At 68.7% G+C, this 24,140-nt stretch carries 21 protein-coding genes; 12 read left to right on the forward strand and 9 right to left on the reverse strand.

Annotation, left to right across the window (positions count from 1 at the left end):
* Window positions 1-98: 98 nt before the first annotated feature.
* The gene (locus tag ACIPWY_RS36155) at window positions 99-1,739 is read right to left on the reverse strand and encodes an acyl-CoA dehydrogenase family protein (RefSeq protein WP_401536637.1); all 1,641 of its coding nucleotides are present in this window, start codon (window positions 1,737-1,739) and stop codon (window positions 99-101) included.
* Window positions 1,740-1,766: 27 nt separating this feature from the next.
* Window positions 1,767-2,375 carry a TetR/AcrR family transcriptional regulator gene (locus ACIPWY_RS36160; RefSeq protein WP_362908304.1) on the reverse strand — a complete coding sequence of 203 codons (609 nt, stop codon included), beginning with the start codon at window positions 2,373-2,375 and terminating at the stop codon, window positions 1,767-1,769.
* Window positions 2,376-2,568: 193 nt separating this feature from the next.
* On the opposite strand from ACIPWY_RS36160, the gene ACIPWY_RS36165 reads away from it, so the two are divergent.
* Both ACIPWY_RS36165 and ACIPWY_RS36170 read left to right on the forward strand, forming a co-directional pair.
* Complete coding sequence (locus ACIPWY_RS36165; protein ID WP_362908303.1) at window positions 2,569-3,780, forward strand: MFS transporter; 1,212 nt, start codon at window positions 2,569-2,571, stop codon at window positions 3,778-3,780.
* Between the two features lie 83 nt (window positions 3,781-3,863).
* Complete coding sequence (locus ACIPWY_RS36170) at window positions 3,864-4,544, forward strand: hypothetical protein (RefSeq protein WP_393705305.1); 681 nt, start codon at window positions 3,864-3,866, stop codon at window positions 4,542-4,544.
* A 78-nt stretch (window positions 4,545-4,622) separates the two neighbouring features.
* Here ACIPWY_RS36170 and ACIPWY_RS36175 read toward each other — a convergent pair whose 3' ends face one another.
* Together ACIPWY_RS36175 and ACIPWY_RS36180 are read right to left on the reverse strand one after the other, a co-directional pair.
* Entirely contained in the window at window positions 4,623-4,826 is a 204-nt protein-coding gene (locus ACIPWY_RS36175) for a hypothetical protein (RefSeq protein WP_362908301.1), read from the reverse strand.
* Window positions 4,827-4,876: 50 nt separating this feature from the next.
* Window positions 4,877-5,242 carry a hypothetical protein gene (locus tag ACIPWY_RS36180; protein WP_362908300.1) on the reverse strand — a complete coding sequence of 122 codons (366 nt, stop codon included), beginning with the start codon at window positions 5,240-5,242 and terminating at the stop codon, window positions 4,877-4,879.
* A 527-nt stretch (window positions 5,243-5,769) separates the two neighbouring features.
* Between ACIPWY_RS36180 and ACIPWY_RS36185 the strand changes: the two genes are divergently transcribed.
* The gene (locus ACIPWY_RS36185) at window positions 5,770-9,144 is read left to right on the forward strand and encodes a pyruvate carboxylase (protein ID WP_393705304.1); all 3,375 of its coding nucleotides are present in this window, start codon (window positions 5,770-5,772) and stop codon (window positions 9,142-9,144) included.
* Window positions 9,145-9,340: 196 nt separating this feature from the next.
* Window positions 9,341-9,898: a DinB family protein gene (locus tag ACIPWY_RS36190; RefSeq protein ID WP_393705303.1), complete on the forward strand. Its 558-nt coding sequence runs from the start codon at window positions 9,341-9,343 to the stop codon at window positions 9,896-9,898.
* Between the two features lie 32 nt (window positions 9,899-9,930).
* Here ACIPWY_RS36190 and ACIPWY_RS36195 read toward each other — a convergent pair whose 3' ends face one another.
* Complete coding sequence (locus ACIPWY_RS36195) at window positions 9,931-10,923, reverse strand: phosphotriesterase (protein ID WP_393705302.1); 993 nt, start codon at window positions 10,921-10,923, stop codon at window positions 9,931-9,933.
* Window positions 10,924-11,102: 179 nt separating this feature from the next.
* Window positions 11,103-12,731: a PucR family transcriptional regulator gene (locus tag ACIPWY_RS36200; protein WP_393705301.1), complete on the reverse strand. Its 1,629-nt coding sequence runs from the start codon at window positions 12,729-12,731 to the stop codon at window positions 11,103-11,105.
* Window positions 12,732-12,903: 172 nt separating this feature from the next.
* Between ACIPWY_RS36200 and ACIPWY_RS36205 the strand changes: the two genes are divergently transcribed.
* The 5 genes from ACIPWY_RS36205 to ACIPWY_RS36225 all read left to right on the forward strand — a co-directional run bounded on the left by ACIPWY_RS36205 (window position 12,904) and on the right by ACIPWY_RS36225 (window position 17,244).
* Complete coding sequence (locus ACIPWY_RS36205; RefSeq protein WP_401536641.1) at window positions 12,904-13,767, forward strand: ABC transporter substrate-binding protein; 864 nt, start codon at window positions 12,904-12,906, stop codon at window positions 13,765-13,767.
* Between the two features lies 1 nt (window position 13,768).
* Window positions 13,769-14,728 (forward strand): amino acid ABC transporter permease, encoded by a 960-nt coding sequence (locus tag ACIPWY_RS36210; RefSeq protein WP_393705299.1) that lies wholly within the window; start codon window positions 13,769-13,771, stop codon window positions 14,726-14,728.
* Complete coding sequence (locus tag ACIPWY_RS36215; protein ID WP_393705298.1) at window positions 14,725-15,525, forward strand: amino acid ABC transporter ATP-binding protein; 801 nt, start codon at window positions 14,725-14,727, stop codon at window positions 15,523-15,525. Before ACIPWY_RS36210 ends, ACIPWY_RS36215 begins: the two co-directional genes overlap by 4 nt.
* A 4-nt stretch (window positions 15,526-15,529) precedes the next feature.
* On the forward strand, window positions 15,530-16,720 hold the full coding sequence (locus tag ACIPWY_RS36220; RefSeq protein WP_393705297.1) for an alpha-hydroxy acid oxidase: 1,191 nt from the start codon (window positions 15,530-15,532) through the stop codon (window positions 16,718-16,720).
* 104 nt (window positions 16,721-16,824) lie between these two features.
* On the forward strand, window positions 16,825-17,244 hold the full coding sequence (locus ACIPWY_RS36225) for a RidA family protein (RefSeq protein ID WP_362908291.1): 420 nt from the start codon (window positions 16,825-16,827) through the stop codon (window positions 17,242-17,244).
* 152 nt (window positions 17,245-17,396) lie between these two features.
* On the opposite strand, the gene ACIPWY_RS36230 is transcribed toward ACIPWY_RS36225, so the two are convergent.
* The gene (locus tag ACIPWY_RS36230; protein ID WP_401536657.1) at window positions 17,397-18,626 is read right to left on the reverse strand and encodes a 4-hydroxybenzoate 3-monooxygenase; all 1,230 of its coding nucleotides are present in this window, start codon (window positions 18,624-18,626) and stop codon (window positions 17,397-17,399) included.
* 164 nt (window positions 18,627-18,790) lie between these two features.
* Here ACIPWY_RS36230 and ACIPWY_RS36235 point away from each other — a divergent pair, with 164 nt between their 5' ends.
* Window positions 18,791-19,639, forward strand: coding sequence for an HAD-IIA family hydrolase (locus ACIPWY_RS36235; RefSeq protein WP_362908289.1), 849 nt, complete (start codon window positions 18,791-18,793; stop codon window positions 19,637-19,639).
* Window positions 19,640-19,655: 16 nt separating this feature from the next.
* Here the strand turns inward: ACIPWY_RS36235 and ACIPWY_RS36240 are convergent, their stop codons facing one another.
* Window positions 19,656-19,913 carry a hypothetical protein gene (locus ACIPWY_RS36240; protein ID WP_401536645.1) on the reverse strand — a complete coding sequence of 86 codons (258 nt, stop codon included), beginning with the start codon at window positions 19,911-19,913 and terminating at the stop codon, window positions 19,656-19,658.
* A 415-nt stretch (window positions 19,914-20,328) separates the two neighbouring features.
* Between ACIPWY_RS36240 and ACIPWY_RS36245 the strand changes: the two genes are divergently transcribed.
* A complete protein-coding gene (locus tag ACIPWY_RS36245; protein WP_401536647.1) occupies window positions 20,329-21,480 on the forward strand; it encodes an MFS transporter in 1,152 nt (383 codons plus the stop codon).
* Between the two features lie 93 nt (window positions 21,481-21,573).
* Here ACIPWY_RS36245 and ACIPWY_RS36250 read toward each other — a convergent pair whose 3' ends face one another.
* On the reverse strand, window positions 21,574-22,260 hold the full coding sequence (locus ACIPWY_RS36250) for a TetR family transcriptional regulator (RefSeq protein WP_362908286.1): 687 nt from the start codon (window positions 22,258-22,260) through the stop codon (window positions 21,574-21,576).
* Between the two features lie 121 nt (window positions 22,261-22,381).
* Between ACIPWY_RS36250 and ACIPWY_RS36255 the strand changes: the two genes are divergently transcribed.
* The gene (locus ACIPWY_RS36255; protein ID WP_362908285.1) at window positions 22,382-23,968 is read left to right on the forward strand and encodes an acyl-CoA mutase large subunit family protein; all 1,587 of its coding nucleotides are present in this window, start codon (window positions 22,382-22,384) and stop codon (window positions 23,966-23,968) included.
* Window positions 23,969-24,140: the final 172 nt, after the last annotated feature.

A 24,140-nucleotide genomic window follows, 5' to 3' on the forward strand; every position in this document is an offset into this window, starting at 1 on the left:
GCAAGGGGAAGGGGTGCTTCCATCGGGCCGGAGGGCGTCGGTACGGGGCACCCACACCAATTCACGCATTCCGGCCTGCCACGACGTGGAGGCAACGGTCAGGCTGGCAGTCGCTCCAGCAGCGCCGTGAAGTCCGTCCCCGGCGGCAGGGTCCCGAAGGCGAGCCCACGGTCCCCGGCGAGCCGCGACGCGCAGAACGCGTCCGCGACGGCGGACGGCGCATGCCGGACCAGGAGCGAACCCTGCAGCACGAGGGCCGCTCGCTCGATGACCCGGCGGGCCCGCAGCGGCGCATCCTCGGTCAGGACGAGTTCGCCCTGCAACTCCTGCCAGGCCGCGTCGAGTCGCCGGTCGCCGCCCGCCGCCGCCTCGATCTCCGTACGGAACGCCGCCAGGGACTCGGGCTCACGGGCCAGTGCCCGCAGCATGTCCAGGGCGTTGACGTTGCCGGAGCCCTCCCAGATGCCGTTGAGCGGGGCGTCGCGGTACAGCCGCGGCATGCCTGATGCTTCGTCATATCCGTTGCCCCCGAGGCATTCCAGGGCCTCGGCCACGGCGACGGGCTGTCGCTTGCACACCCAGTACTTGCCGACCGCCGTCGCCAGGCGCAGGAAGGCGCGCTCCCCGTCTTCGCCGCGCTGAGCGCGGTCGGCGGCGCCGGCCAGACGCAGGGCCAGGGTCGTGGCCGCCTCGGACTCGACGCTCAGATCCGCGAGCACGTTGCGCATCAGTGGCTGGTCGATGAGCTTGGCGCCGAACACCGAGCGATGGCAGGCGTGATGGGCGGCCTGGGCGAGAGCGGCGCGGGTGCCCGCGGCGGAGCCCAGGACACAGTCGAGCCGCGTCATCGTCACCATGTCGATGATGGTGCGCACACCCTTGCCCTCGGCCCCGACGAGCCAGGCCACGGTGTCGTCGAACTCGGGCTCGCTGGACGCGTTGGAGCGGTTGCCGAGCTTGTCCTTGAGCCGCTGAATGCGGAAGGTGTTGCGGCTGCCGTCGGGCAGGACGCGCGGGACCAGGAAGCAGGAAAGGCCGCCAGGAGCCTGCGCGAGCACCAGGAACAGGTCGTTCATCGGAGCGCTGGTGAACCACTTGTGCCCGCGCAGCCGCCAGGTCCCGTCGGCCTGTTCGACGGCGGAGGTCGTGTTCGCGCGCACGTCGGTGCCGCCCTGCTTCTCCGTCATCCCCATGCCGGCGAGCAGACCCCGCTTCTCGCCCGGGGTGTGCAGACCGCGTTCGTAGACACGGCTCGTGAGCAGGGGTTCGTAGATCTTCGCCAGGTCGGGGGCGTGGCGCAGGGCGGGGACCACGGCGTACGTCATGGAGACGGGGCAGCCGTGCCCGGCCTCGGTGCTGCTCCACACCATGAAGGCGGCGGCACGCGCCACATGGGCGCCCGGCCGTTCGTCCGCCCAGGCGGTGCCCGCCAGGCCCTCGCCGACCGCCACGTCCATGAGGGCGTGGTACGAGGGGTGGAAGTCGACCTCGTCGATGCGGTTGCCGTAGCGGTCGTGGGTGCGCAGCACCGGCTCGTAGCGGTTGGCCTCTTCGGCCCAGCGCTGCACCTCCTCGCTGCCCGCACGGCGGCCGATCCGGTGGAGGTCGTCGAGAGACCATGCGGCGCCCTCGCGGCGCACGCCCTCGACGAGGACCGCGTCGTCGGCGATGTCGTGACCGGTCAACGGCGGTGCCTGGTTGGTCACTTCGTGCGTCACGGCGGTGGGGTTGCTGGGCATTGCTGCCTCCTCTGAGGAGCGGTGGAATCAGGCGGTCGGGGCGCCCGCGCAGCGCAGCGCCGCGGCGGTGAGGTCGGTGAGGAGTTCCTCGGTGGCGTTCTCGTCGGGTGTGCCGAGCGGGTCGACGAGCACTTCGCCGATGGCTCCGGTCAAGGCGGCCGCGGTGATCTCGGCGTTCTGCGGGGGCAGTTGGCCCGTCGCCGCGCCCTCGCGCACCACCTCGGCCCACAGCGCGCGGTAGCGGCGGCGGAAGTCGAGCCGTTCGGCGCCGACCGCGGGTTCGGCGGGGGCCGCGAGCAGGGCGTAGGCGAGGCCGCGGTTCTCCAGGGCGCGGCGGGCGAAGACCTCGACGCCGCGGCGGAGCCGTTCGACGGGGTCGCCCGGACCGTGCAGCACCTCGTCCAGGACGTCGACCTCGCGTCCCGCGGCGCGCCGGAACACCTCCACGGCGAGGGCCGCCTTGGACGGGAAGTGCTGATACACGGAGCCTGCCGCGATGCCGGCCGAGTCGGCGACGGCGGTCACGGATGCCTGTGACCAGCCCACTTCGGCCACGACCGAGGTGGCGCAGGAAATGAGGCGCTCTCTTGCGGCTTGGAGCCGGCTGATTTCGGCTGGGGTCTTGCGGTAGGCCATGAAAGAAGTGAACCACCATTCAGATGTTCCCGCCAGGGTCGGGGAGCGCGCACCGTGCCGTATCGGCGCACCACGTCACGACGGGGCCACCGGAGAGAGCCGCTTTCACCGAGCCGGCGTGCCAGACCTGCCCGCGGCGCGTCGGCCACGCCGTAGCGATGCCGGGCGGGGAGGCGGAACTACTGTCGACGCCATGGACGGTGATCGCCGAGCATGGCGTAAGTGCTCTCTCGCCGGCGCGGTGTTTGCCGTGTGTATGGCCGGCACCACCCTGCCGACGCCGCTTTACGGGCTCTATCAGAACAAGTTCGGGTTCTCCGAGCTGACGGTGACCGTCGTGTACGCCGTGTACGCCTTCGGGGTCATCGGTGTGCTGCTGCTGGCCGGCAACGCCTCGGACGCCGTGGGCCGGCGGCCCGTCCTGCTGTGGGGCCTGGGGTTCGCGGCGGCCAGCGCCGTCTGCTTCCTGAGTGCCACGGGGCTGGGCTGGCTGTATGCCGGTCGCCTGCTCTCGGGATTTGCCGCCGGGTTGTTCACCGGGGCCGCCACCGTGTACGTGATCGAGTTGGCACCGCGCGGCGGTGGCTCCCGGGCCACCTTCATGGCGACCGCCGCCAACATGGGCGGACTGGGGTGCGGTCCGCTGCTCGCCGGACTGCTCGCCCAGTACGCCGACTGGCCGCTGTACCTGCCCTTCGCCGTACACCTCGTACTGGTGGCCGGCTCGGCCGCCGTCCTGCTGTGGCTGCCGGAGACCGTGGGCGCGCGGCGGCCGCTGAGCACCGTACGACCTCAGCGGCCCAGCCTTCCCCCTCAGGTGAGGCCGGTGTTCGGGCCTGCCGCCATCGCGTCATTCGTGGGTTTCGCGCTGTTCGGGGTGTTCACCGCGGTCAGTCCGGCGTTCCTCGCCGAGTCCCTGAACGTGGACAACCACGCCGTGAGCGGTCTGGTCGTGGCACTCGCCTTCTTCGCCTCGACCGTGGGCCAACTGGCGGTCACCCGGGTCGGGATGGCGCGATCCCTGCCGCTGGGCTGTGCCACGCTCCTCGCCGGTCTGGCGTTGCTCGCGGGCGCACTGCGCTGGGACCTGCTGCTCCTGGTGGTGCTGAGCGCGCTCGTCGGCGGCACGGGGCAAGGGCTGGCGTTCCGTGCCGCACTCGCCGCGGTGGCCGAGGCGTCTCCCCCGGACCAGCGCGCGTCAGTGATCTCGACGCTGTTCGTGGTGGCGTACGCGGGCATCTCCGTACCGGTCATCGGTGTCGGAGTGCTGACGGGCCCGATCGGCCTGGAAGGTGCCGGGCTGGTGTTCATCGCGGTCATGGCGGTCCTGGTCTCGACCGCGGGTATCTACCTGGTCCGGCGGCTACGTCGTACGACACCTGAGCAGGCACACCCTGCGCCGTAGAGCCCGCGCCCCGGCGTGATCGGGCAAGGGGCGTGATCGGGCAACTGCCGCAACGAAGCCCGGCCCATGTCGTTGATCAACCCATGAAGATCACCATCGCGCGGCGGCAGCTGCGCCTCATGGCTGCAGCCGTCGCCGCCCTGGCACTGGGACTCACCGGCGCCGGAAGCTCGCCGGCCGCGACCTCCGCTGCGGCCGATTGTCCGACGGCGGAGCTCTTCGCCACCAGCAACACCGCGGTCATCACCGACCCCGCCGACCCCAGACTCCACACCCACCTGACACGCTTCGACCACGAAGTACGCGGAATCATCCGTGCCCACGGGTCCACGCCCGTCACATCGAAGCTCCTGCAGGGCGTCTTCTGGTCCGGCGACCTCAAGCAGGCCACGTACGAGCGCTCACGCGAGTTCGACATCAACAGGGTCAGTCGCGACGGGCTGAACCACATGGCCGGCGTCATCGCCAAGACGTACCACCAGGAGTCCGTGCTCACCTTCCGCTGCCTGCCGCGGACTTCGCCGGAAACCGACGCGCTCGAAATCGAGGCGCCCGGCGTCAGCGCGAGCCGACTGCATGACGAGCTGGTCGCGGACCCGGTGGCCCGCGACAAACTCGGCGGCGGCTCGGTCACCGTCGACGGCCGGCTCATCCTCATCGCCCCGCTCGCCGACCTGCCACTGGCCCGGGAGTTCGCAGCGAAGCTCGGCGTCGACTGGCAGAAGGCCCAAGTGCACTACGGCGACAGGGAGTTCGTGAGCTGACCCAAGCCGACCCGATCTGAGCTGAGCTGAGCCGACCTGAGCTGAGCCGAGTCAGGGGCGCGCCGATGTCTTCACCCCTCAGGCGCCGCCGGCGCGCCCCTCCGCCCCGGCAGGGCGTTCGGCCGGACCGGGCGCCGGCTGGCCGTGACCGCTGAGCGCATAGGCCGCCTGGTACAGCGCCGTTTCCGCCACCGAGCGCGCCTCTGCCACGACATCACCGCGTTCACGTACCAGGCTGTCGTAGACCGGCAGATGGTCGATTCCGGTTGAGTTGAGATTCACAGGGCTGGCCCTTCTCGGTATCTGTCGTCCTTCATGGAGCTTGATCGCGGTCACACGCGGTTGAGCCGCGCGGCGATCCCATGACCGATCAGCAGGTAAATCACTGCCGGCAGACCGTAATTGAGGAGAACGCGAAGGCCTTCTGTGTCCATGGTGAAAACGTCTTGTGACCACCAGGCCAGCCAGTCGGCCGTTCCGTGTACGAACCCGACGAAGACGTTGCCCTCGTTGGCTTCGAGCAGGTAGAGCAGAATCCACAGACCAAGGAATGCGGCGGCTATGTCGGCGATGGTGTGGATGACCAGACCCGCCCGTCGAGCGCCGCCCTCGCGCCGCTCCGGGCGTCGCGGCGGCTGCGGAGGCTGCTGGTACTGGTCGTAGGGGTGGGGGCCGGCCATCGGGTCGGTATTGCTCACGGGAATCCAATCTGACGCGTCGCTCTGCAGGCCGAGACAGGGGCGGACAACGCCCCTGAATCCCTCTCAGGACAATCGCCTGCCGCACCACGCACACAAGGCGTCGCACGGGCCCGTACAACTCTGCGTCAATCAACCGCCGTCGCGTTACAGCGCCCTCGCAATATCCCAAATATGGCCAGGTAATCGGCAACTTACCTAAATGCTCGAGCCTGGGATCCGCTTCACTGTCGAACACCTCACACTCGTGTGCCCATTCCGTGCGCCCCTCGTGATGTCTTCATGTGAACAGCTCACTAACCGTTCATATCGCGGCGGGCGGAAATATCGGTGATCCCCTCCTGGGCCAACTCAAAGGCAGAATCGACCGTTTCAGCGTTGACCGGTCCTGACGTCGCCGCCGCCCGGCACTACGGCGTGTGACGTAGTGCACCTGGATGCCAGGAGTGCAGAGGTGGCATGATCCGGGAGCGTGACGCCCCGCAACCCGACAGTTCGCCCATTCCGGGCGACGGAAGGACATGCGCATGTTCCGTAAGGTGCTCGTTGCCAACCGCGGAGAGATCGCGATCCGGGCGTTCCGCGCCGGCTTTGAGCTGGGGGCTCGAACCGTCGCGGTGTTCCCTCACGAGGACCGCAACTCGCTGCACCGGATGAAGGCCGATGAAGCCTACGAGATCGGCGAGGCCGGGCACCCCGTGCGCGCCTATCTCTCCGTCGAGGAAATCATCCGTGCGGCGCGCAAGGCGGGCGCCGATGCCATCTATCCCGGGTACGGCTTCCTGTCCGAGAACCCCGAGCTGGCGCTCGCGTGCGAGCGTTCCGGCATCACGTTCGTCGGGCCGAGCGCGCAGACGCTGGAGCTGACGGGGAACAAGGCCCGTGCCGTGGCCGCGGCCCGCGAGGCCGGCGTCCCGGTCCTTGGTTCCTCGCAGCCCTCCACCGATGTCGACGAGCTGGTGCGGGCGGCCGACGACCTCGGCTTCCCGGTCTTCGTCAAGGCCGTCGCCGGTGGCGGCGGGCGCGGCATGCGGCGCGTCGAGGACGCGACGACGCTGCGGGAGTCGATCGAGGCGGCGGCCCGCGAGGCCGAGTCGGCGTTCGGCGACCCGACCGTCTTCCTGGAGAAGGCCGTCGTCGAGCCCCGGCACATCGAGGTACAGATCCTCGCCGACGGCGAGGGCCGGGTCATCCATCTCTTCGAGCGCGACTGCTCCTTGCAGCGCCGCCACCAGAAGGTGATCGAGCTGGCCCCCGCGCCGAATCTCGACCCCGAGGTGCGTGAGCGGATCTGCGCCGACGCCGTGAAGTTCGCCCGGCAGATCGGCTACCGCAACGCGGGCACGGTGGAGTTCCTCCTCGACCCCGCCGGACAGCACGTGTTCATCGAGATGAACCCGCGGATCCAGGTCGAGCACACGGTGACCGAGGAAGTCACCGACGTGGACCTCGTCCAGGCGCAGCTGCGGATCGCCGCCGGCGAGACACTGGAAGACCTCGGTCTGTCGCAGGACACCGTCCGTCTCCACGGCGCCGCGCTGCAATGCCGGATCACCACGGAGGACCCGGCCAACGGCTTCCGCCCTGACACCGGCAAGATCAGTGCCTACCGTTCGCCGGGCGGCTCCGGCATCCGGCTGGACGGCGGCACCACCCATGCCGGTACGGAGATCAGCGCCCACTTCGACTCGATGCTGGTCAAGCTGACCTGCCGGGGACGGGACTTCGAGACCGCGGTCGGCCGGGCCCGGCGCGCCGTCGCCGAGTTCCGCATCCGCGGTGTGTCGACGAACATCCCCTTCCTCCAGGCGGTTCTCGACGATCCCGACTTCGCCGCCGGACGCGTCACCACCTCGTTCATCGAGAAGCGGCCCCATCTGCTGACGGCGCGTCACTCGGCCGACCGTGGCTCGAAGTTGCTCACCTACCTCGCCGACGTCACGGTCAACAAGCCGCACGGCGAGCGGCCTCATCTGATCGATGCCGCCACCAAGCTGCCGCCGCTGCCCGACCGCGAACCGCCCGCCGGCTCCAAGCAGAAGCTGACCGAGCTCGGCCCCGAGGGCTTCGCCCGATGGCTGCGCGCCTCCCCCACCATCGGCGTCACCGACACCACGTTCCGGGACGCGCATCAGTCGCTGCTCGCCACCCGGGTCCGCACCAAGGACCTCCTCGCCGCGGCGCCGGCCGTGGCACAGACGGTGCCGGAGCTCCTTTCGCTGGAGTGCTGGGGCGGCGCGACCTACGACGTCGCGCTGCGCTTCCTCGCCGAGGACCCGTGGGACCGGCTCGCCGAACTGCGCGCGGCCGTGCCCAACATCTGTCTCCAGATGCTGCTGCGCGGCCGTAACACCGTCGGCTACACGCCGTACCCCACCGAGGTGACCCACGCCTTCGTGGAAGAGGCCGCCGCGACCGGGATCGACATCTTCCGGATCTTCGACGCGCTCAACGACGTCAACCAGATGCGGCCCGCGATCGACGCCGTACGCGAGACCGGCTCGGCGGTCGCGGAGGTCGCCCTCTGCTACACCTCCGACCTGTCCGACCCGGCGGAGAAGCTCTACACGCTCGACTACTACCTGCGTCTCGCCGAGCAGATCGTGGACGCGGGCGCCCATGTGCTCGCGGTCAAGGACATGGCGGGGCTGCTGCGCGCGCCCGCGGCGGCGAAGCTGGTCTCCGCGCTGCGCAGGGAGTTCGATCTCCCCGTGCACATCCACACGCACGACACCGCGGGCGGTCAGCTGGCCACCTATCTCGCGGCGATCCAGGCCGGCGCGGACGCGGTGGACGGGGCGGTGGCGTCGATGGCGGGCACCACCTCGCAGCCGTCCCTTTCGGCGATCGTCGCCGCCACCAATCACTCGGAACGGCCGACCGGCCTGGATCTTCAGGCCGTCTGCGATCTGGAGCCGTACTGGGAGAGCGTGCGCAAGATCTACGCGCCGTTCGAGGCGGGCCTGTCCTCACCGACCGGACGCGTGTACCACCACGAGATCCCCGGCGGCCAGCTCTCCAATCTCCGGACGCAGGCCATCGCCCTAGGGCTCGGCGACCGTTTCGAGGACATCGAGGCGATGTACGCAGCCGCCGACCGGATCCTCGGCCACCTCGTGAAGGTCACGCCCTCGTCCAAGGTGGTCGGTGACCTGGCCCTGCATCTGGTGGGGGCCGGGGTGTCGCCGAAGGACTTCGAGGCCGAGCCGAACACCTTCGACCTCCCGGCCTCGGTCATCGGATTCCTGCACGGCGAGCTCGGCCTGCCGCCCGGCGGGTGGCCGGAACCGTTCCGCACCAAGGCGCTGCAGGGACGCGCCGGCCCCGAGCCGATGCGTGAGCTGTCCGCCGAGGAGCGCGCCGGGCTTGCGAAGGACCGGCGGGCGACGCTGAACCAGTTGCTGTTCCCCGGCCCGACCAAGGACTTCGAGAGCCACCGGCAGGCGTACGGCGACACCAGCGTGCTGGCGAGCAAGGACTTCTTCTACGGCATCAGCCCCGGGCGCGAGTACGCCGTGGACCTGGAACCCGGCGTCCGGCTGCTCATCGAGCTGGAGGCCATCGGTGAGGCGGACGAACGCGGTGTACGCACCGTGATGGCCACCCTGAACGGTCAACTGCGGCCGATCCAGATCCGGGACCACTCCGTGGCGTCCGACATCCCGGTGACCGAGAAGGCGGACAAGACCAACTCGAACCATGTCGCGGCGCCGTTCGCCGGTGTGGTCACGCTGGCGGTGGCCGAGGGCGACGCGGTGGAGGCCGGTGCGACGGTGGCCACGATCGAGGCGATGAAGATGGAGGCGTCCATCACTGCTCCGAAGGGTGGCACGGTGTCCCGGCTCGCCATCAACGCGATCCAGCAGGTGGAGGGCGGCGACCTGCTGGTGGAGCTCGCCTGACGCGTGGCGCGTGATGCCTGATGCCTGAAGCCCCGGACCAGTCGCACTGCGGCTGCCCGGGGCTTACGCGTCACTGGGTCGAGGGGTTTCGGCGTGGTTTCTACCCACCATGGGCTGATCTAGGACGGGTCCTGACCTCGATGCCGCATAGCGTGGCTTTTGTCCGACGGAACAGAACCACGTGGAGGCGTAGACCATGGCTGCCAACAAGCTGGACACCCAGGACCAGGCAGGGGCCCCGGCCGTCACCGGCGAGCGTGCCGAGTGGCTGGAGGCCCTGGACAAGCAGCGGAACTTCCTGCGCTTCACGGCCCGCGACCTCACCGACGAGCAGGCCGGGATGCGGACCACCGCGAGCGAACTGTGCGTGGGCGGTCTCGTCAAGCACGTCACCGAGGTGGAGCGGGGCTGGGTGGACTTCATCCTCAACGGCCCTTCCCACAAGGTCGACTACATGGCCATGACCGAGGCCGACTGGGCCCGTCGGGCCGAGGGATTCCGGATGCTGCCCGGTGAGACCCTGGACGGTGTACTGGCGGTCTACGCCGAGCAAGCCCGCCGAACCGACGATGTGGTCGCCGCGCTGCCCGACCTGGACGTCACGTGGCCGCTGCCGGAGGCCCCTTGGTCCGAGCCGGGCGGGCGGTGGTCGGCCCGACGGGTACTGATGCACATCGTCGCCGAGACCGCTCAGCACTGCGGCCACGCCGACATCATCCGCGAGTCCCTCGACGGGGCCAGGACGATGGGCTGACGGCTGCCCCTTCAACCCCTTCGCGTCGGCTTCTACCCCTTCGCGTCGGCCTCGAAGTAGCGGCGGGGTACGTCGACGAGCATGGTGTCGACCTGCTCCTCGGTGACCCCGCGCCGTTCGAGATAGGGCAGCACCTCGTCCTGGATGTGCAGGTAGTGCCACTGCGGGAGCAGCGGCATGACGGCCGGGTCGATCCAGTCGATGTAGCAGGAGGCGTCCTGCGAGAGCACCATCCGGTCGGCGTACCCCCGTCGGCACATCTCCACCACCGTCTCGGCCCGGGCCTCGAAGGTGGTCTCGAGATTGATCCCGAACCGGTCCATCCCGAGCACGAACCCGGCTTCGGCCAGTTCGCTGAGGTGGTCCACATCGGTGGTGTCACCGCTGTGCCCGAGCACGATGCGGCTCGGGTCCACACCCTCCTCGTCGCACAGCACACGCTTGACCTCCAGCCCCGTGCGCGTTCCCGGATGGGTGTGCACGGTGATCGGGGTGCCGGTGCGCAGATGTGCCTCGGCCACCGCACGCATCACCCGCTCCACACCGGGTGTGAGGCCCGGCTCGTCGATGGCACACTTGAGCAGCCCGGCCTTGACGCCGGTGCCGGCGATGCCGTCCTCGATGTCGCCGACGAACATGTCCACCATCGGGTCGGGCACCTCCATCCCCGCGGCTTCGTTCAACGCCGGACCGCGGTGATGGAAGAAGAACGGCACATCTTCGTACGTGTAACAGCCCGTCGCCACAACGATGTTGAGGTCGGGCACCTGCTCGGCGACGCGCTGGATCCGCGGAATGTAGCGGCCCAGGCCGATCACCGTGGGGTCGACGACGGTGCGGACGCCCTGGGCGCGGAGCGCACCGAGCTTGTCCACCGCGTCGGTGACCCGGGTGTCCTCGTCGCCCCACTCCCGGGGGTAGTTCTGCTGCACGTCCGGGCTCAGCACGAATATGTGCTCGTGCATGTAGGTGCGCTCCAACGCAGCCGAATCCACCGGTCCCCGCACGGTCTCCACCATGGCCATCAGCGCAGCTCCTTCTTGAGGATCTTCCCGGGCAGTCCCTTGCGGCCCTAGGCATACCGTCCAGTCGGTAGGTGGTCAAGGGAATGCGCACGGCGCCAGCGAGCGGCCCCGGCAGTGGCCGAACGCTCCCGCCCCGGCTGCCGCCGGTCACGGCGGTCAACGCCGCCCGCCGGCGGCCCTCAGTTCGCAGGCCTGGCCCCTGCGGTCGAGCGCGAAAGGTAGCGGCAGTGGAGGACGAGCCAGGTGAACGTGTCGAGGTCGGCCAGGTCGAGGTTGAACGTCGCCTGGATCTTTTCCACCCTGTATCGGGCGGTGTTGGGGTGGACGCCCAGTGCCGCGGCGGTTGCGGCGATGTTGCGGTTGTTGTCCACGTAGACCTGGAGGGTCCGGAAGTAGTCCGTTCCCGACTGCTTGTCCAGCTCCTCGATGCGGCGGAGGACAGCCGGCTGCCGGGGGTCTGTATTGCGTCTGATGCCGGCCATTTCCGCGAGGTCGACGTGGTGGTGATGATGTGTCAGATGGACTACGTACGCACCGGGTCGGAGGGTGACCACCTGCGCCCGCAGTAGCCCGGCCAAGGTCTGCATCTGTTTGAACTCGGCGCTGATATCGCCCACGTTGCCGAGCCGGGATCCGGCGATGACAGTCATGGACCCAACGTTCGGGTGCGCACCTTGGAAGAAGTCTTCGAGACTTCGCTCCGTCTGAACCCAGTCGTGCTCGGCGCTGCCGCTGAAGAGTATGACGAGGTGGGCGTCGACCTCGGCGAGGAGCGCACTTGGATGAATGATGTGGAGCCACGCCGAGAGGCGGCGGACGAGCCGGTCCCTGGGCGCGCTCGCGGAGTCGCCGGACGTCGGTGCCAGCATGGCCAGGACGAACCAGCGCCGTTGTGAGATGTCGAACGGAAGCGCGGCTGCGAGGGACTCGTCGGGCGCCCGTACCAGAGCTGAGAGCAGATTGGCCTGCCGTGTGCGCCGCAGGTCCAGCTCGGCCCGTGCATGGTGGAGGTGAAGCGCGGCCGTGTCCAGCAGTCCCGGTAGCACGGCGGTTGCCTTTGCTCGAGCGTCCTTGGCGTCGGCGATGACCCAGATCGTGCCCAGGATTTCTCCGTCGCTGCGCACGGCGGCGGCCACTCGTCCGAACACACCGGTGCCGCCCGGCACGTACAGGCACCCGGTGCGTGCGTAGACCGTCCGGTAGTCGGGGTCGGTCGCGGGTGAGTCGATCTCGCTCATCAGCAGTGTGGCGTCGCGGCGTTGCTGGTCGATGGGTTGCCCGGGCAGGTTGGAGAAGCCGAGGACGCGGCCGGTGGGGTCGACGATGCTGGTGGCACCGCCGGTCATGGAGGCAACGGCGTTCGCAAAGGTGAAGAGATCGCCCAGCCGTGCTCCGGCGATGGAATCCGTGGCCGAGAGCGCGGCTGCGCTCTTGAGAAGTGAGGCCAGCTGCAGCCAGTCGCTGGAATCGCGCGCGAGCACCGTTGTGACGTCGTGCAGGCGACCCAGCGCACCGAACTCGACGGCGTCGATGCTCGCAGGTTTGGCGATGACCCCCGCGGCGCGCGCCTCACCTGCTCGCGCGACGAAATCGGCGAACGCCGGGTCACCGTTGCGGTACCCCACGGCGAGCAGCACGGCGTGGGGCGGGATCCGCTCTTCGAGCCGGCCCGGCTCACGCAACACAATCGATTGCACACGCTCATCCTGGGCGCGGTGCACGAGCCACGCGTCGTCACCGACGCGCTCGACGAGTTCAGACAGCGTCGGTCCGCACGGGTCCACCTTCGTGGACGAAGCCTTCCTCATGGCACAGCACCCTATGGCGATGCTTGGAGCTGGGCACTACTGGATGGCGTGATGCTTGGAGTCAGCTCCATGGCTCCTGGGCGGGATGGCTCCTACTTTTGTGGCCACAGCAACACCCGAGCCATAGGAACAACTCATGAACAGATCCTTGCGGCGACTGTTGGCGGGCCTGTTGGTCACGGCCACGGCGACGCTCACGGCATGCGGTGCCGGACCGGCCAAGAGTGCCGGCCCAGGTGGTTCGACGTCGGCCGCACAAGGCATTCCGGCATCGATTCGTCAAAGCGGTGTCCTGCGTGTAGGCACGAACGTGCCGTTCGTGCCGATGGAGTACATGAAGCCGGACAACTCCACGTTCACCGGTATCGACATCGACCTGATGCGGGCTGTCGCAGTCAGGCTGGGGCTGAAGGCCCAGTTCACCAACGCGTCATGGGACAGCCTGATTCCTTCGTTGAGCGCCGGCCGGTACGACGTACTGGCCTCCTCGTTCGGGGACTTCGTTCAGCGCCGGAAGCAGGTCGACTTCGTCGACATGCTTGAGGGCGGTATCGCCGGCGTCGTTCCCTCCGCGAACAAGGCGAAGTACCCGGACGCCGCTGCGGTGTGCGGAAAGACCGTGGGAGTCGAGAACGGCTCGGCCACGGTCGAGGTGGCTCGGACCCTCTCGGCCCGTTGCACGAAGGCCGGCAAAGCCGCAGTCACCTCGCGCGTCTACCCATCCGATTCCAACGCCGTCGTTGCACTGCAGAGCGGGCGCATCGACATGGTGCTCGACGACCGTGTGGTGGCTGAACACCTCACAGCCACCCAGGCCGGCCGCTACACCATGGTTCTCGACAAGGCCACTCCCGCATTCCTGTACGGCTTCGTGGTCGGCAAGACCAACCGTTCCCTGTCCGAGGCCGTCATGAAGGCACTGAACTCACTCATCGCCGACGGCACGTACGCCAGGATCTGCGCCCGCTACGGCATCACCGGCAGCTCCCTGCTCACGAAGGCGACCCTCAATGCGGGAACACGGAAGGAGGGCTGACATGGCCGTCTCCACAGCGACCCGGACCGGCACACGGGCGCCGGACATCAAGGACGGAGCCGGCACGCTGCGAGTGATCCGGCGCCGTCATCCATGGCGGTGGGTGTCGGCGATCGTGGTGCTCGGCCTCTGCACAGGGCTCGTGTACGCACTGGCAGGCACGCCGAACATCAGGTGGAACGAGGTCGGCCACTACCTCACCGAAGACTCGATCCTGACCGGCATCCGCCTTACGGTCGTCCTCACTGTGGCAGCGCAGGGGATCGGTGTCATCGGCGGCATCGTCCTGGCCGTGATGCGAGGCTCGGACAACCCCGTACTCCGCGTAGCCGGCGCCGCCTACCTGTGGATCTTCCGGGGCACACCTGCGCTGATCCAGATCATTCTCTGGTACAACCTGGCCCTGGTCTTCCCCACCGTCTCACTGCACATCCCCTTCACCTCACTGGGATTCAGCAGCCCGACGAACTCCCTCATCACCCCGGTCACCGCCGCGATCATCGCGCTCGGCCTCAACGAGGCCGCCTACATGGCCGAGATCGTGCGTGGCGGCCTCATCTCCGTCGAGCAAGGGCAACACGACGCGGCCGGCGCGATCGGCATGTCCCGAGGCAAGGCGATGCGGTACGTGATCCTGCCCCAGGCGCTTCGCACCATCATCCCGCCCACGGGAAACGAACTGATCAACATGCTCAAGAGCACTTCGCTGGTCAGCGTCATCGCCGCGCAGGAACTGCTCACCGCATCGCAGCACATCTACGCGGTCAACTTCCTCACCGTCGAGCTGCTGATCGTGGCCAGCCTGTGGTACCTGGCGATGTCGACCCTCGCGTCGATCGGCCAGGGCTACCTCGAACGCCGCCTCCAGGTCGTGCTGCGCGTGCGCCCCAAGAGCTGGACGAGCCGACTGCTTGCGCACACCGGCCAACTCACCCGAACCATCGGAAGGCGCGCTTCATGACCGCCATGCTCTCCGTCCAGCATGTCAAGAAGGCCTACGGCGGTGTCAGCGTTCTGCGCGATGTGACGCTCGACGTCGACCTGGGGCAGGTGGTGTGCGTCCTCGGTTCCTCAGGGGCCGGGAAGTCCACGCTCATGCGGTGCGTGTCCCACCTCGAACCGGTGGACGCGGGCACCATCAGCGTGGAAGGCCAACTCGTCGGCTACGAACGGCGCGGCAACCACCTGCACGAGATCCGCGAAGCCGAGCTGTGCCGCCAGCGCCGCGGGATCGGCATGGTCTTCCAGCACTTCAACCTGTTCGGCCACCTCACGGCGCTGGACAACATCACGCTCGGCCCGCGCAAAGTGCTCGGGCTCCGACGCGAGGAAGCCGAGGCCGAGGCGCGCGATCTCCTGGCTCAGGTGGGTCTCGGCGACCACGCCGCCACCTATCCCCGCCAGCTGTCCGGCGGTCAGCAACAGCGTGTGGCGATCGCCCGCGCGCTCGCGATGCACCCCCGGCTGATGCTGTTCGACGAACCCACCTCGGCACTCGATCCGCAGCTGGTCGGCGAAGTCCTGCGGGTGATCCGCGCACTGGCGCACACCGGCATCACGATGGTCATCGTCACCCACGAAGTGCATTTCGCGCTGGAGGTCGCCGACCGCATCGTGCTCATGGCAGACGGCACCGTCGTCTACGACGCTCCCCCGAGCCAGTTCAGGTCGACCACCGATGAACACGTCACCGCGTTCATGTCCCACGTAACGGACGTACCGGCGGCAGCACTCTCCGCCGAAGCCCCCACGGAGTAACACGATGCCCAAGCGAATCAACGTCAGCGACTACCGCAAGGCCGCACGCAAGCGCCTGCCCCACATCGTCTACGACTTCCTCGAGGGCGGCGCGCTCGACGAACAGACTCTTGCGAGCAACACCGCCGACCTGGCCGGGTTGCCCCTGCAACAGCGCATCATGCGCGACGTCTCCGGCATCGATCTGAGCACCAGTGTCCTCGGCCACCGGCTGCGAACTCCCGTACTCATCGCGCCGATGGGCCTGCTCTCCCTGTTCCACCCGCAGGCCGACATCCACCTGGCCCGGGCCGCTCAAGCCGCCGGCACCGTCTTTGTGCACAGCGCATGGTCCGGCACTCCGCTCAAGGACGTGGCCGCGGCCGCGCCGGGCTCGGTGTGGTGCCAGGCCGCCCTGTGGGGCGACCCACGCCTCGTCGACCAGCACCTTGAACGTGCCGCTGACGCCGGAGTCGACGTCCTGGTGATCGCCGGCGACGTATCGGTGTCCAGCAAGCGCGAACGCGACCTGCACAACGGCTTCACGATGCGCGCCCGTCCGTCGGTCCGCGGAGTGCTCAACGCCGTCCGGAAACCCCGCTGGGTCAGCAACTTTCTCTTCGGGCCGAAGATCACCTTCGGTGATCAGTCCACCGAAGGCCGCCCGATGACCATCCAGGAGATGGGCGAGTTCATGGAGGCCGACAACGACCGCGTCACCTGGGACGACGTTCGCAGCATCCGCGAACGCTGGCCCGGCAAGCTCGTCGTCAAGGGCATCATGAGCCCGGCCGACGCCCAACTCGCCATCGACGCAGGCGTCGACGGCATCTACATCTCCAATCACGGGGGCCGTCAGTTCGATGCCCAGCCGTCCACGTTCTCGGCTCTTCCGGCGATCGCAGAGACGGTCGGCGATCAGGCCGACATACTCGTCGACAGCGGGATCCGGCGTGGCAGCGACATCGTCAAGATGCGCGCCCTCGGCGCCACAGCCTGCCTGATCGGCCGGCCCGCCGTGTACGGCGCAGTCCAGTCCGGCCAACGTGGCGCCGCCGCAATCCTCGACATCCTCACGGACGAACTCGCCACCGCACTCGCGTTCACCGGCGCGACGAGCCTCGCCGACGTCGGCCCCGGCACACTCGCCCTCAACGGCACACTCACCACAGCAGCACAGCCCGGCTCACCACGGCTCACGGGATCACGGCGATGAACGGTCGATCGACACCGCGCCCCATCCCGCGTAGGTCACCTCGCGATCAACCCCCTGGTCGATGGGTCCATGCCCACACCAGGCTGCCCCGATGAAGGACCACCATGACAAGCAGCGCCATCACGCGCATCCCGACGCCCTCGGATGAGCCCGACACCGTGCTCTCGGCCGACGCCGTGTCCTACGCGGGGGTCATCTTCACCACGCAAATTCCCGACCGCAGCGACGGCTCCCTGGAACTCGGCGACATCAGACGCCAGACCGAGCAGGTGTTCCACAACCTGTCAGAAAGCCTCCAGACTGCGGGTAGTTCAATGTCCCGGCTGCTCCATCTGACCATCTACCTCACGGACATGACGGATCGCGAGGTGTTCGACGAGGTCTATGCGGCACGGATCCCTCAGCCGGTGCCGGCCCGGTGCTGCGTGGCCGTCGCAGCCCTCGCAGCGGAGGGCATGCGCATCGAGATCACCGCACACGCCGCAGCCGCACCGTCGGCCGATGGCTCTTCGAATCTCCGGTGATCACGTGACCGGGCCGGCGGCCACGTGATCACCGAGCGGCCCCGTGGCGGGGACGCCTCGTCATGTTCGCAGCCGTCCGGCCGTGGTACGAGCGGCTGGTCAGGGCCACCCGCTCCAGGCCGGGCGATGCCGAGTGGCTCGCAGACTGCCGGTCAGTAGCGCTCGGCTGTGCCCAGGTACTGCTCCGCGAAGGCGGCCGCCGCGACCGGCGAGGTGAACAGGCGTCGCAGCCGAGCGAGTGTGGTACCTGTCCGGAACGGCTCCCCCGTGGCCGCCCCGTGATAGACGTCGGACAGCCACTGTGAGAACTCCTGGTAGTCCCACACGCGACGCAGGCATGCCTCCGAATAGTTCTCCAGGCCTCTGCCGTTACTGTCGGCTTCCAGCGTGAGGTGGGCGACCAGTGCGTCGCCGAGCTGGAAGGCGTCGTGCAGTGCGAGGTTCATGCCCTTCGCCGCGATCGGCGCCACGAGGTGGGCCGCGTCACCGGCCAGGAACAGGCGTCCGGAAGCCATCGGCTCGACGACATAGTCGTGCATGTCGAGCATCCGCTTCTCGATCAACCGCCCCTCGACCAATTCGGGGGCACCCTCCGCGGCGAGCCGTCGGCGCAGCTCAGCCCATACGCGCTCGTGCGACCAGTTCTCCGGGTCGTCGCCGGGCAGGCACTGGAGGTAGTAACGGGTCACCTCGGGACTGCGAGGCATCTGTCCGGCGAATCCGTCCTGGTGGATACCGAAGAGCACACAGTCGGAGGAAGGCGGCGCCTCGGCCAGCAGGGAGAGCCAACCTATTCCGTAGTCGTGGCGCGCTACCGGGAATCGATCGGCGGGCAGTGTGCGCCGCGTCACCCCACGCGCACCGTCACAGCCTGCGATGAAGTCACAATGAACCACCTGCCGTTGACCCGACCGCGGGCAGGTGTACGAAACTGATGGCTGATCGGTGTCGACGTCGTGCACCTGCACGTCCCGGACGCCGAACCTGATGTCGCCGCCCCGCCCGTCGTCGTACTCACGCACCAGATCCGCGACGAGCAACGGCTGCGGGTAGACGTAGTGGTGTCGTCCCGTCAATTCGGTGTAAGAAAAGCGGTGTTGACGGCCGTCGAACCGGAACTCACACGCGGTGTGCCGCTGCGCTTTCCGCAGAAGGTTCTCGGCGAGACCTCGTTCCTCCAGGGCGCGAACCGCCCACTCTTCGATGACCCCGGCGCGCGGCCGCTGCTCGATGAACTCCCGCGTCTCGGTCTCGAGGACCACGCAGTCGACGCCGGCACGTCTGAGGATGTTCCCGATGGTCAGCCCGGCGGGACCGGCGCCCACCACGACTACCGAAACACGTTGTGGAGCAGGGGTATTGGGAAGCTGAAGAGGGTTCACGCCAGCATTATTCGGCACACGCCGAAGCTCGGTCACACCGGAGGTCGGATCGGAGGTGTCACCCGAGGTCGCGCCCAAGGAGTCACCCGAGGAGTCAGGCGTTCGCCGGCGACTCGGCGTGCTCGCACCGCCGTTTCGCCTCGGGCGGCGGCTACCGTCGCCCTATGGAGCCTGAGCGAACCGGCGCGATCCGCGCAGTCCTCATCGACATCGACGGAGTGCTCACGGTGTCCTGGGAGCCTCTCCCCGGCGCCGTCGAGGCCATGGAGCGACTGCGCGCAGCGGAGCTTCCGCTCGCGCTGGTCACCAACACGACCTCGCGTACCCGCGCCTCGATCTGCGCACGCCTTGCGGAGGCCGGGTTCCCCGTCACGGTCGACGACATCCTCACCGCCCCGGCCGTCACTGCCGCCTACCTTCGCGAGAACCACCCGGGCGCGCGCTGCCTGTTGCTCAACGCCGGTGACATCCGGGACGACCTGACAGGCGTGACGCTCGTCGATGAGCCGGAACAACGCTCAGGCGCGGAGTCGGACGTAGACGTGGATGTAGACGTGGATGTCGTCGTGGTCGGGGGCGCCGGCGACGAGTTCGGCTACGCCGCCCTCAACCGCGTCTTCCACCACCTCCAGCGCGGAGCACACCTCGTAGCCATGCACCGGAACCTCTACTGGCGCACCGCCGGCGGGCTCGAACTCGACACGGGCGCCTTCCTCCTCGGCCTCGAGCGGGCCGCGCGGGTCACCGCGCGCATCACCGGCAAACCGTCCGCGGCGTTCTTCGCCGCCGCGCTCGCCCATCTGGGCGCCGATGCTTCCACGACGCTCATGGTGGGCGACGACATCGAGTCCGACGTGCTCGCGGCCCAGCGCAGCGGCGTCACCGGCGCCCTCGTCAAGACCGGCAAATACCTCCCGGAGACCCACCGTTCGGCCGACGGCACACCGGACCATGTGCTCGACTCCTTCGCCGCGCTCCCCGACCTGCTCGAACGCCTGGCCCGGACTCCGTAGAGCCGCAAGGGGGGCGTTACTCGTTGCTCTTCCAGAGGGTCAGCGTGGTGACGTAGTCGGGCATGTCGATGGACCGGCCTTGCTTGGTGTCGGGCAGGACGTCCGTGATGCGCAGCATCGCCAGGTTGTCGTCGCTGGTGACGGTGCACAACACCATGCCCTTGGTGAGTGTCTTCCCCGCATCCAGGTCGTCGCCGGGGATGGCGGCCGGGAGCGCGTCGGTGTCCACGCCCGTACGGCATGCCTCGGACGTGGTGCCGGTGCTTCTGCCCATGAGGATGAGGGTGACGTGGTGGCGGTGGGCGTGCCGCTGCGCCGAGCGTCCGAACCGGCGGGTGCGGTCCGCAGCGTGATGGACTTCGCCGGCCCCGGCGACAAGAATGTACGGGATTCACAGCTCGGGATTCACAGCTCGGGGCTCACGCCTCGGGCAGCGACCAACCACACATCGAGAATTCTGCCCGGTGATGGAGTCGGCGCGGGGGCGTGCCCCTTCTCCGCGCCACCACTGGACGGTTCCAGGCGGCGACACGGGTCGGTACATTCGGGCACCGACGGCCCTGGTGTGCCGTCCCGCCGGGCAGCGAACAGGACTCGCCGTGCCATCGGCGAACTACCGTTCCCTCCTGCGGACGCCTGGCGCCGCAGCATTCTTCCTGCCGGCATCGCTCGGACGGGTCGGCGTCGCGATGACCAGCCTCAGCATCGTCTGGCTCGTGCACGACCGGACCGGTGCGTTCGCCACGACGGGCCTGGTCACGGGTGCGTTCGCCGTGGCCGACGCGCTCGTGGCGCCTCAACTGGCCCGGCTCGTCGACCGGTTCGGGCAGACCCGGACCCTGCCGCCCTCACTGGCCGCCCACGCCGTGGCGGTGGCCGGTCTGGTGTGTTTGGTCGCCGCCGATGCCTCCGACGCCCTGCTGGTCCTGGGTGGCGCACTGGTCGGGGCCAGCGTTCCCCAGCTCGGTGCGATGTCCGCGGCGCGCTGGGCGGCACTGCTCCGCACGGACCGAGCGGCGGAACTGCCCACCGCTTTCGCGCTGGAGTCGATCGGCAACGCGGTGGCCTACCTCGTGGGCCCGATGCTGGTCAGCGCACTCGCAGCCGCCGGGTATCCCGTGGCCGGGACGGTGCTGGCCGCCTCATTGTCGGTGGTCGGCGGTCTGGTCCTCGCGGCGCAGCGCGGCAGCGCACCCGCGCTGAAGACCGGCGACGCCGCACTCACCCGCAGCGACCGCTCGTTGCTGCGCAGCCCCGTCCTTCTGCTCATGGGCCTCAATCTCGCCATCGGGATCTTCTTCGGCGCCATGCAGGTGTCCGTGACCGCCTTCGTGGTGGAGCACGGCGCACCCGGCGCCGCGGCCCCGATCTTCACCGTCTCCAGTTGCAGCGGCCTGCTGGCCGGATGGCTGTACGGGCTGCGCCGGTGGCGTGCCACGCCCGCGACTCAACTGCTCGCGGCCACCGGTGCGTTGACGCTCGGCACCTTGCTGTTGCTCACGGTCGGTTCACCGCTCGGCCTCGGATTGGTCGTGGCCCTGACCGGCGCCACGATTCCGCCCCTTCTCGTACTTTTCCCGGTCCTCACCGAGTCGACCGTCCACCAGGCCGTTCTGACCCAGGCGTTCTCCTGGCTCGGCTCCGCCGGCGCGGCGGGCTCGGCCGCCGCGGCGGCAGTTTCCGGCTGGGCGATCGACTCGCTCGGGGCGCGCGGTGGTTTCGCGGTCACCGCCGCGGCCGCCGCCGCGATGACACTCCAGGGCCTCGCCGGCCTACGCCTGCTACGTACACCGAGGGGGCAGTCGACAGGCGCGGAGCCGACGACGGGCCACAAGCCCTGACCGCCCTGCACGAACCGCACTTCGGGATACCTCGACGAGAGCCCGTCCAGGAGACCGTCCAGTCACGGGACTGCCCCCAGGCCCCGCGAGCGCTCAGCGCCCCGCGTCACCCTCGACGAGACGCCTCAGCGAGGGCAGCAGCGCATCGAGATCCTGTCCGGTTCGGAAGGCCACGAGCGTGGTGCCGGCCTCACCTGAGTCCCCGGCACCGGAGGGCGCGGGGAAGAGCGCGAGCACTTCGCGCATCGCCTCGTCCATTTCGGCCACCGGATCGGAGGTCTCCCCCCGGAGCCAGCGGCGCAGTACGTGGTTGTGGGCCGCGACCACGGACGCCGCCATGAGTTCGGCGCGCAGCGACGCCGACTCCGTGGGGTCGCCCATCCAGTCCGCGATGAATTCGCGGAACAGCCGCTGATACCTGGCCACACTGGCGATCTCCCGGTCCCGCAGGACCGCCACCTGGCTGGTCAGCGTGTACCGCCGCCGTGCGAGGTCACCCTCGTCGATGTAGTGCAGCAGCACCAGGCGCACCGCGTCGGACACGGCGATCAGGCCGGTGCTGTGGCTGGAGGTCGCCAGCCTGTCCTTGATCAGCGCGAGCAGCCGGTCGTGGTCGGGGAAGATCACGTCTTCCTTCGACCGGTAGTGCCGGAAGAACGTCGTGCGCCCCACTCCGGCCCGCTCGGCGATCTCGTCGACGGTGGTCTGCTCGTATCCGCGCTCGTCGAAGAGCGCGAAGGCGGCGTCCGCGAGTCGGATCCGCGCGGCTGGCTTGCTCATGACCACTCATCCTCACCCATGACGGCCCATCCTTCCCTGTCCCGGTGCCCGGAAGCCACTTGCCGGAGTCGATGGTACTGAGTACCGTCAATATGACATCGAGTACCGAAGGAGGCCCGACGTGGGTTCCGAGGCACAGAGCGAGTCCGGCCTGCCCATCCAGCCGCTCTACGACGGTTGGTCGCTGACGGATTTCGACGCGGACGCCAAGCTCGGCGCCCCGGGAAAGTTCCCGTACACGCGTGGCGTGTATCCGTCGATGTACACCGGCCGCCCGTGGACGATGCGGCAGTACGCCGGATTCGGCACGGCGAAGGAGTCCAACGAGCGCTACCACGAGCTGGTCGGCGCCGGCACGGGCGGCCTGAGCGTCGCCTTCGACCTGCCGACGCAGATGGGCTACGACTCGGACGAGGCGATCGCCCGCGGCGAGGTGGGCAAGGTCGGCGTGGCCATCGACTCGATCGAGGACATGCGCACGCTGTTCCAGGGCCTGCCGCTGGACAAGGTGTCCACGTCGATGACGATCAACGCCCCCGGCTCGACACTGCTCCTGCTCTACCAGCTCGTCGCGGCCGAGCAGGGCATCTCTGGTGACCAGCTGACCGGCACCATCCAGAACGACGTGCTCAAGGAGTACATCGCCCGCGGCACGTACATCTTCCCGCCGAAGCAGTCCCTGCGGCTGATCAGCGACATCTTCGCCTACTGCCACAAGGAGCTGCCCCGCTGGAACACGATCTCCATCTCGGGGTACCACATGGCCGAGGCCGGGGCCACGCCCGCGCAGGAGATCGCCTTCACCCTCGCCAACGCGAAGGAGTACGTACGCGCCGCGCTCGCCGCCGGCCTCGACGTCGACGACTTCGCACCGCGCCTGTCGTTCTTCTTCGTCGCCCGGACGACCCTGCTCGAAGAGATCGCGAAGTTCCGCGCCGCCCGCCGCATCTGGGCCCGCATCATGCGCGACGAGTTCAAGGCCAAGAACCCCAAGTCGCAGATGCTGCGCTTCCACACCCAGACCGCCGGGGTGCAGCTGACCGCGCAGCAGCCCGAGGTCAACCTCGTACGGGTCGCCCTTCAGGGCCTCGGCGCGGTCCTCGGCGGCACGCAGTCCCTGCACACCAACTCCTACGACGAGGCCATCGCCCTCCCCACGCAGAAGGCGGCGCGGCTCGCCCTGCGCACACAGCAGGTCATCGCCTACGAGACCGATGTGACCAAGACCGTCGACCCGTTCGCCGGGTCCTACGTCATGGAGTCGATGACGGACGACGTCGAGGCGGCCGCCCTTGAACTGATCCAGGCGGTCGAGGACCGCGGCGGCGCGGTGGCGGCGATCGAGCAGGGCTTCCAGAAGTCCGAGATCGAGAAGTCCGCGTACCGGATCGCGCTGGAGATCGACCACCAGGAACGCACCGTGGTCGGCGTCAACAAGTACGCACTCGACGAGGAAGAGCCGTACGAGCCGCTGCGGGTCGACCCCCAGATCGAGATCGACCAGTGCGAACGCCTCGCGGCCCTGCGCGCCGAGCGCGACAACGACGCCGTCGAGCGAGCCCTCGAAGCACTGCGCGACGCGGCGCGCGGCACCGACAACGTCCTGCCCCCGATGCGCGAGGCGCTGCGCCTGCGCGCCACCGTCGGCGAGGTCTCCCACGCCCTGCGCGATGTCTGGGGCGTGCACGTACCTCACGACACGTTCTGATCCTTCCTCCTGTCCCCTTCGATACCGTCCGATCATTCCGATGACCAGTCAGCCCCGGTGGAGCAATCAGTGAACGACATCGACATCCACACGACCGCGGGAAAGCTCGCGGACCTGCAGCGCCGGATCGAAGAGGCCACCCACGCCGGCTCCGCGCGCGCGGTGGAGAAGC

The sequence above is a fragment of the Streptomyces sp. NPDC090032 genome, from assembly GCF_044748025.1.
Taxonomy (GTDB): Bacteria; Actinomycetota; Actinomycetes; order Streptomycetales; family Streptomycetaceae; genus Streptomyces.

What these genes read in the sequence shown, in the direction of transcription:
- ACIPWY_RS36245 (WP_401536647.1), top strand. Translation starts at nt 20,329, where the DNA reads ATGACCAGCCTCAGCATCGTCTGGCTCGTGCACGACCGGACCGGTGCG.
- ACIPWY_RS36155 (WP_401536637.1), bottom strand. Translation starts at nt 1,739, where the DNA reads ATGCCCAGCAACCCCACCGCCGTGACGCACGAAGTGACCAACCAGGCA.
- ACIPWY_RS36215 (WP_393705298.1), top strand. Translation starts at nt 14,725, where the DNA reads ATGACCGCCATGCTCTCCGTCCAGCATGTCAAGAAGGCCTACGGCGGT.
- ACIPWY_RS36210 (WP_393705299.1), top strand. Translation starts at nt 13,769, where the DNA reads ATGGCCGTCTCCACAGCGACCCGGACCGGCACACGGGCGCCGGACATC.
- ACIPWY_RS36170 (WP_393705305.1), top strand. Translation starts at nt 3,864, where the DNA reads ATGAAGATCACCATCGCGCGGCGGCAGCTGCGCCTCATGGCTGCAGCC.
- ACIPWY_RS36240 (WP_401536645.1), bottom strand. Translation starts at nt 19,913, where the DNA reads ATGGGCAGAAGCACCGGCACCACGTCCGAGGCATGCCGTACGGGCGTG.
- ACIPWY_RS36200 (WP_393705301.1), bottom strand. Translation starts at nt 12,731, where the DNA reads ATGAGGAAGGCTTCGTCCACGAAGGTGGACCCGTGCGGACCGACGCTG.
- ACIPWY_RS36195 (WP_393705302.1), bottom strand. Translation starts at nt 10,923, where the DNA reads ATGGCCATGGTGGAGACCGTGCGGGGACCGGTGGATTCGGCTGCGTTG.
- ACIPWY_RS36235 (WP_362908289.1), top strand. Translation starts at nt 18,791, where the DNA reads ATGGAGCCTGAGCGAACCGGCGCGATCCGCGCAGTCCTCATCGACATC.
- ACIPWY_RS36225 (WP_362908291.1), top strand. Translation starts at nt 16,825, where the DNA reads ATGACAAGCAGCGCCATCACGCGCATCCCGACGCCCTCGGATGAGCCC.
- ACIPWY_RS36190 (WP_393705303.1), top strand. Translation starts at nt 9,341, where the DNA reads ATGGCTGCCAACAAGCTGGACACCCAGGACCAGGCAGGGGCCCCGGCC.
- ACIPWY_RS36250 (WP_362908286.1), bottom strand. Translation starts at nt 22,260, where the DNA reads ATGAGCAAGCCAGCCGCGCGGATCCGACTCGCGGACGCCGCCTTCGCG.
- ACIPWY_RS36185 (WP_393705304.1), top strand. Translation starts at nt 5,770, where the DNA reads ATGTTCCGTAAGGTGCTCGTTGCCAACCGCGGAGAGATCGCGATCCGG.
- ACIPWY_RS36165 (WP_362908303.1), top strand. Translation starts at nt 2,569, where the DNA reads ATGGACGGTGATCGCCGAGCATGGCGTAAGTGCTCTCTCGCCGGCGCG.
- ACIPWY_RS36220 (WP_393705297.1), top strand. Translation starts at nt 15,530, where the DNA reads ATGCCCAAGCGAATCAACGTCAGCGACTACCGCAAGGCCGCACGCAAG.
- ACIPWY_RS36160 (WP_362908304.1), bottom strand. Translation starts at nt 2,375, where the DNA reads ATGGCCTACCGCAAGACCCCAGCCGAAATCAGCCGGCTCCAAGCCGCA.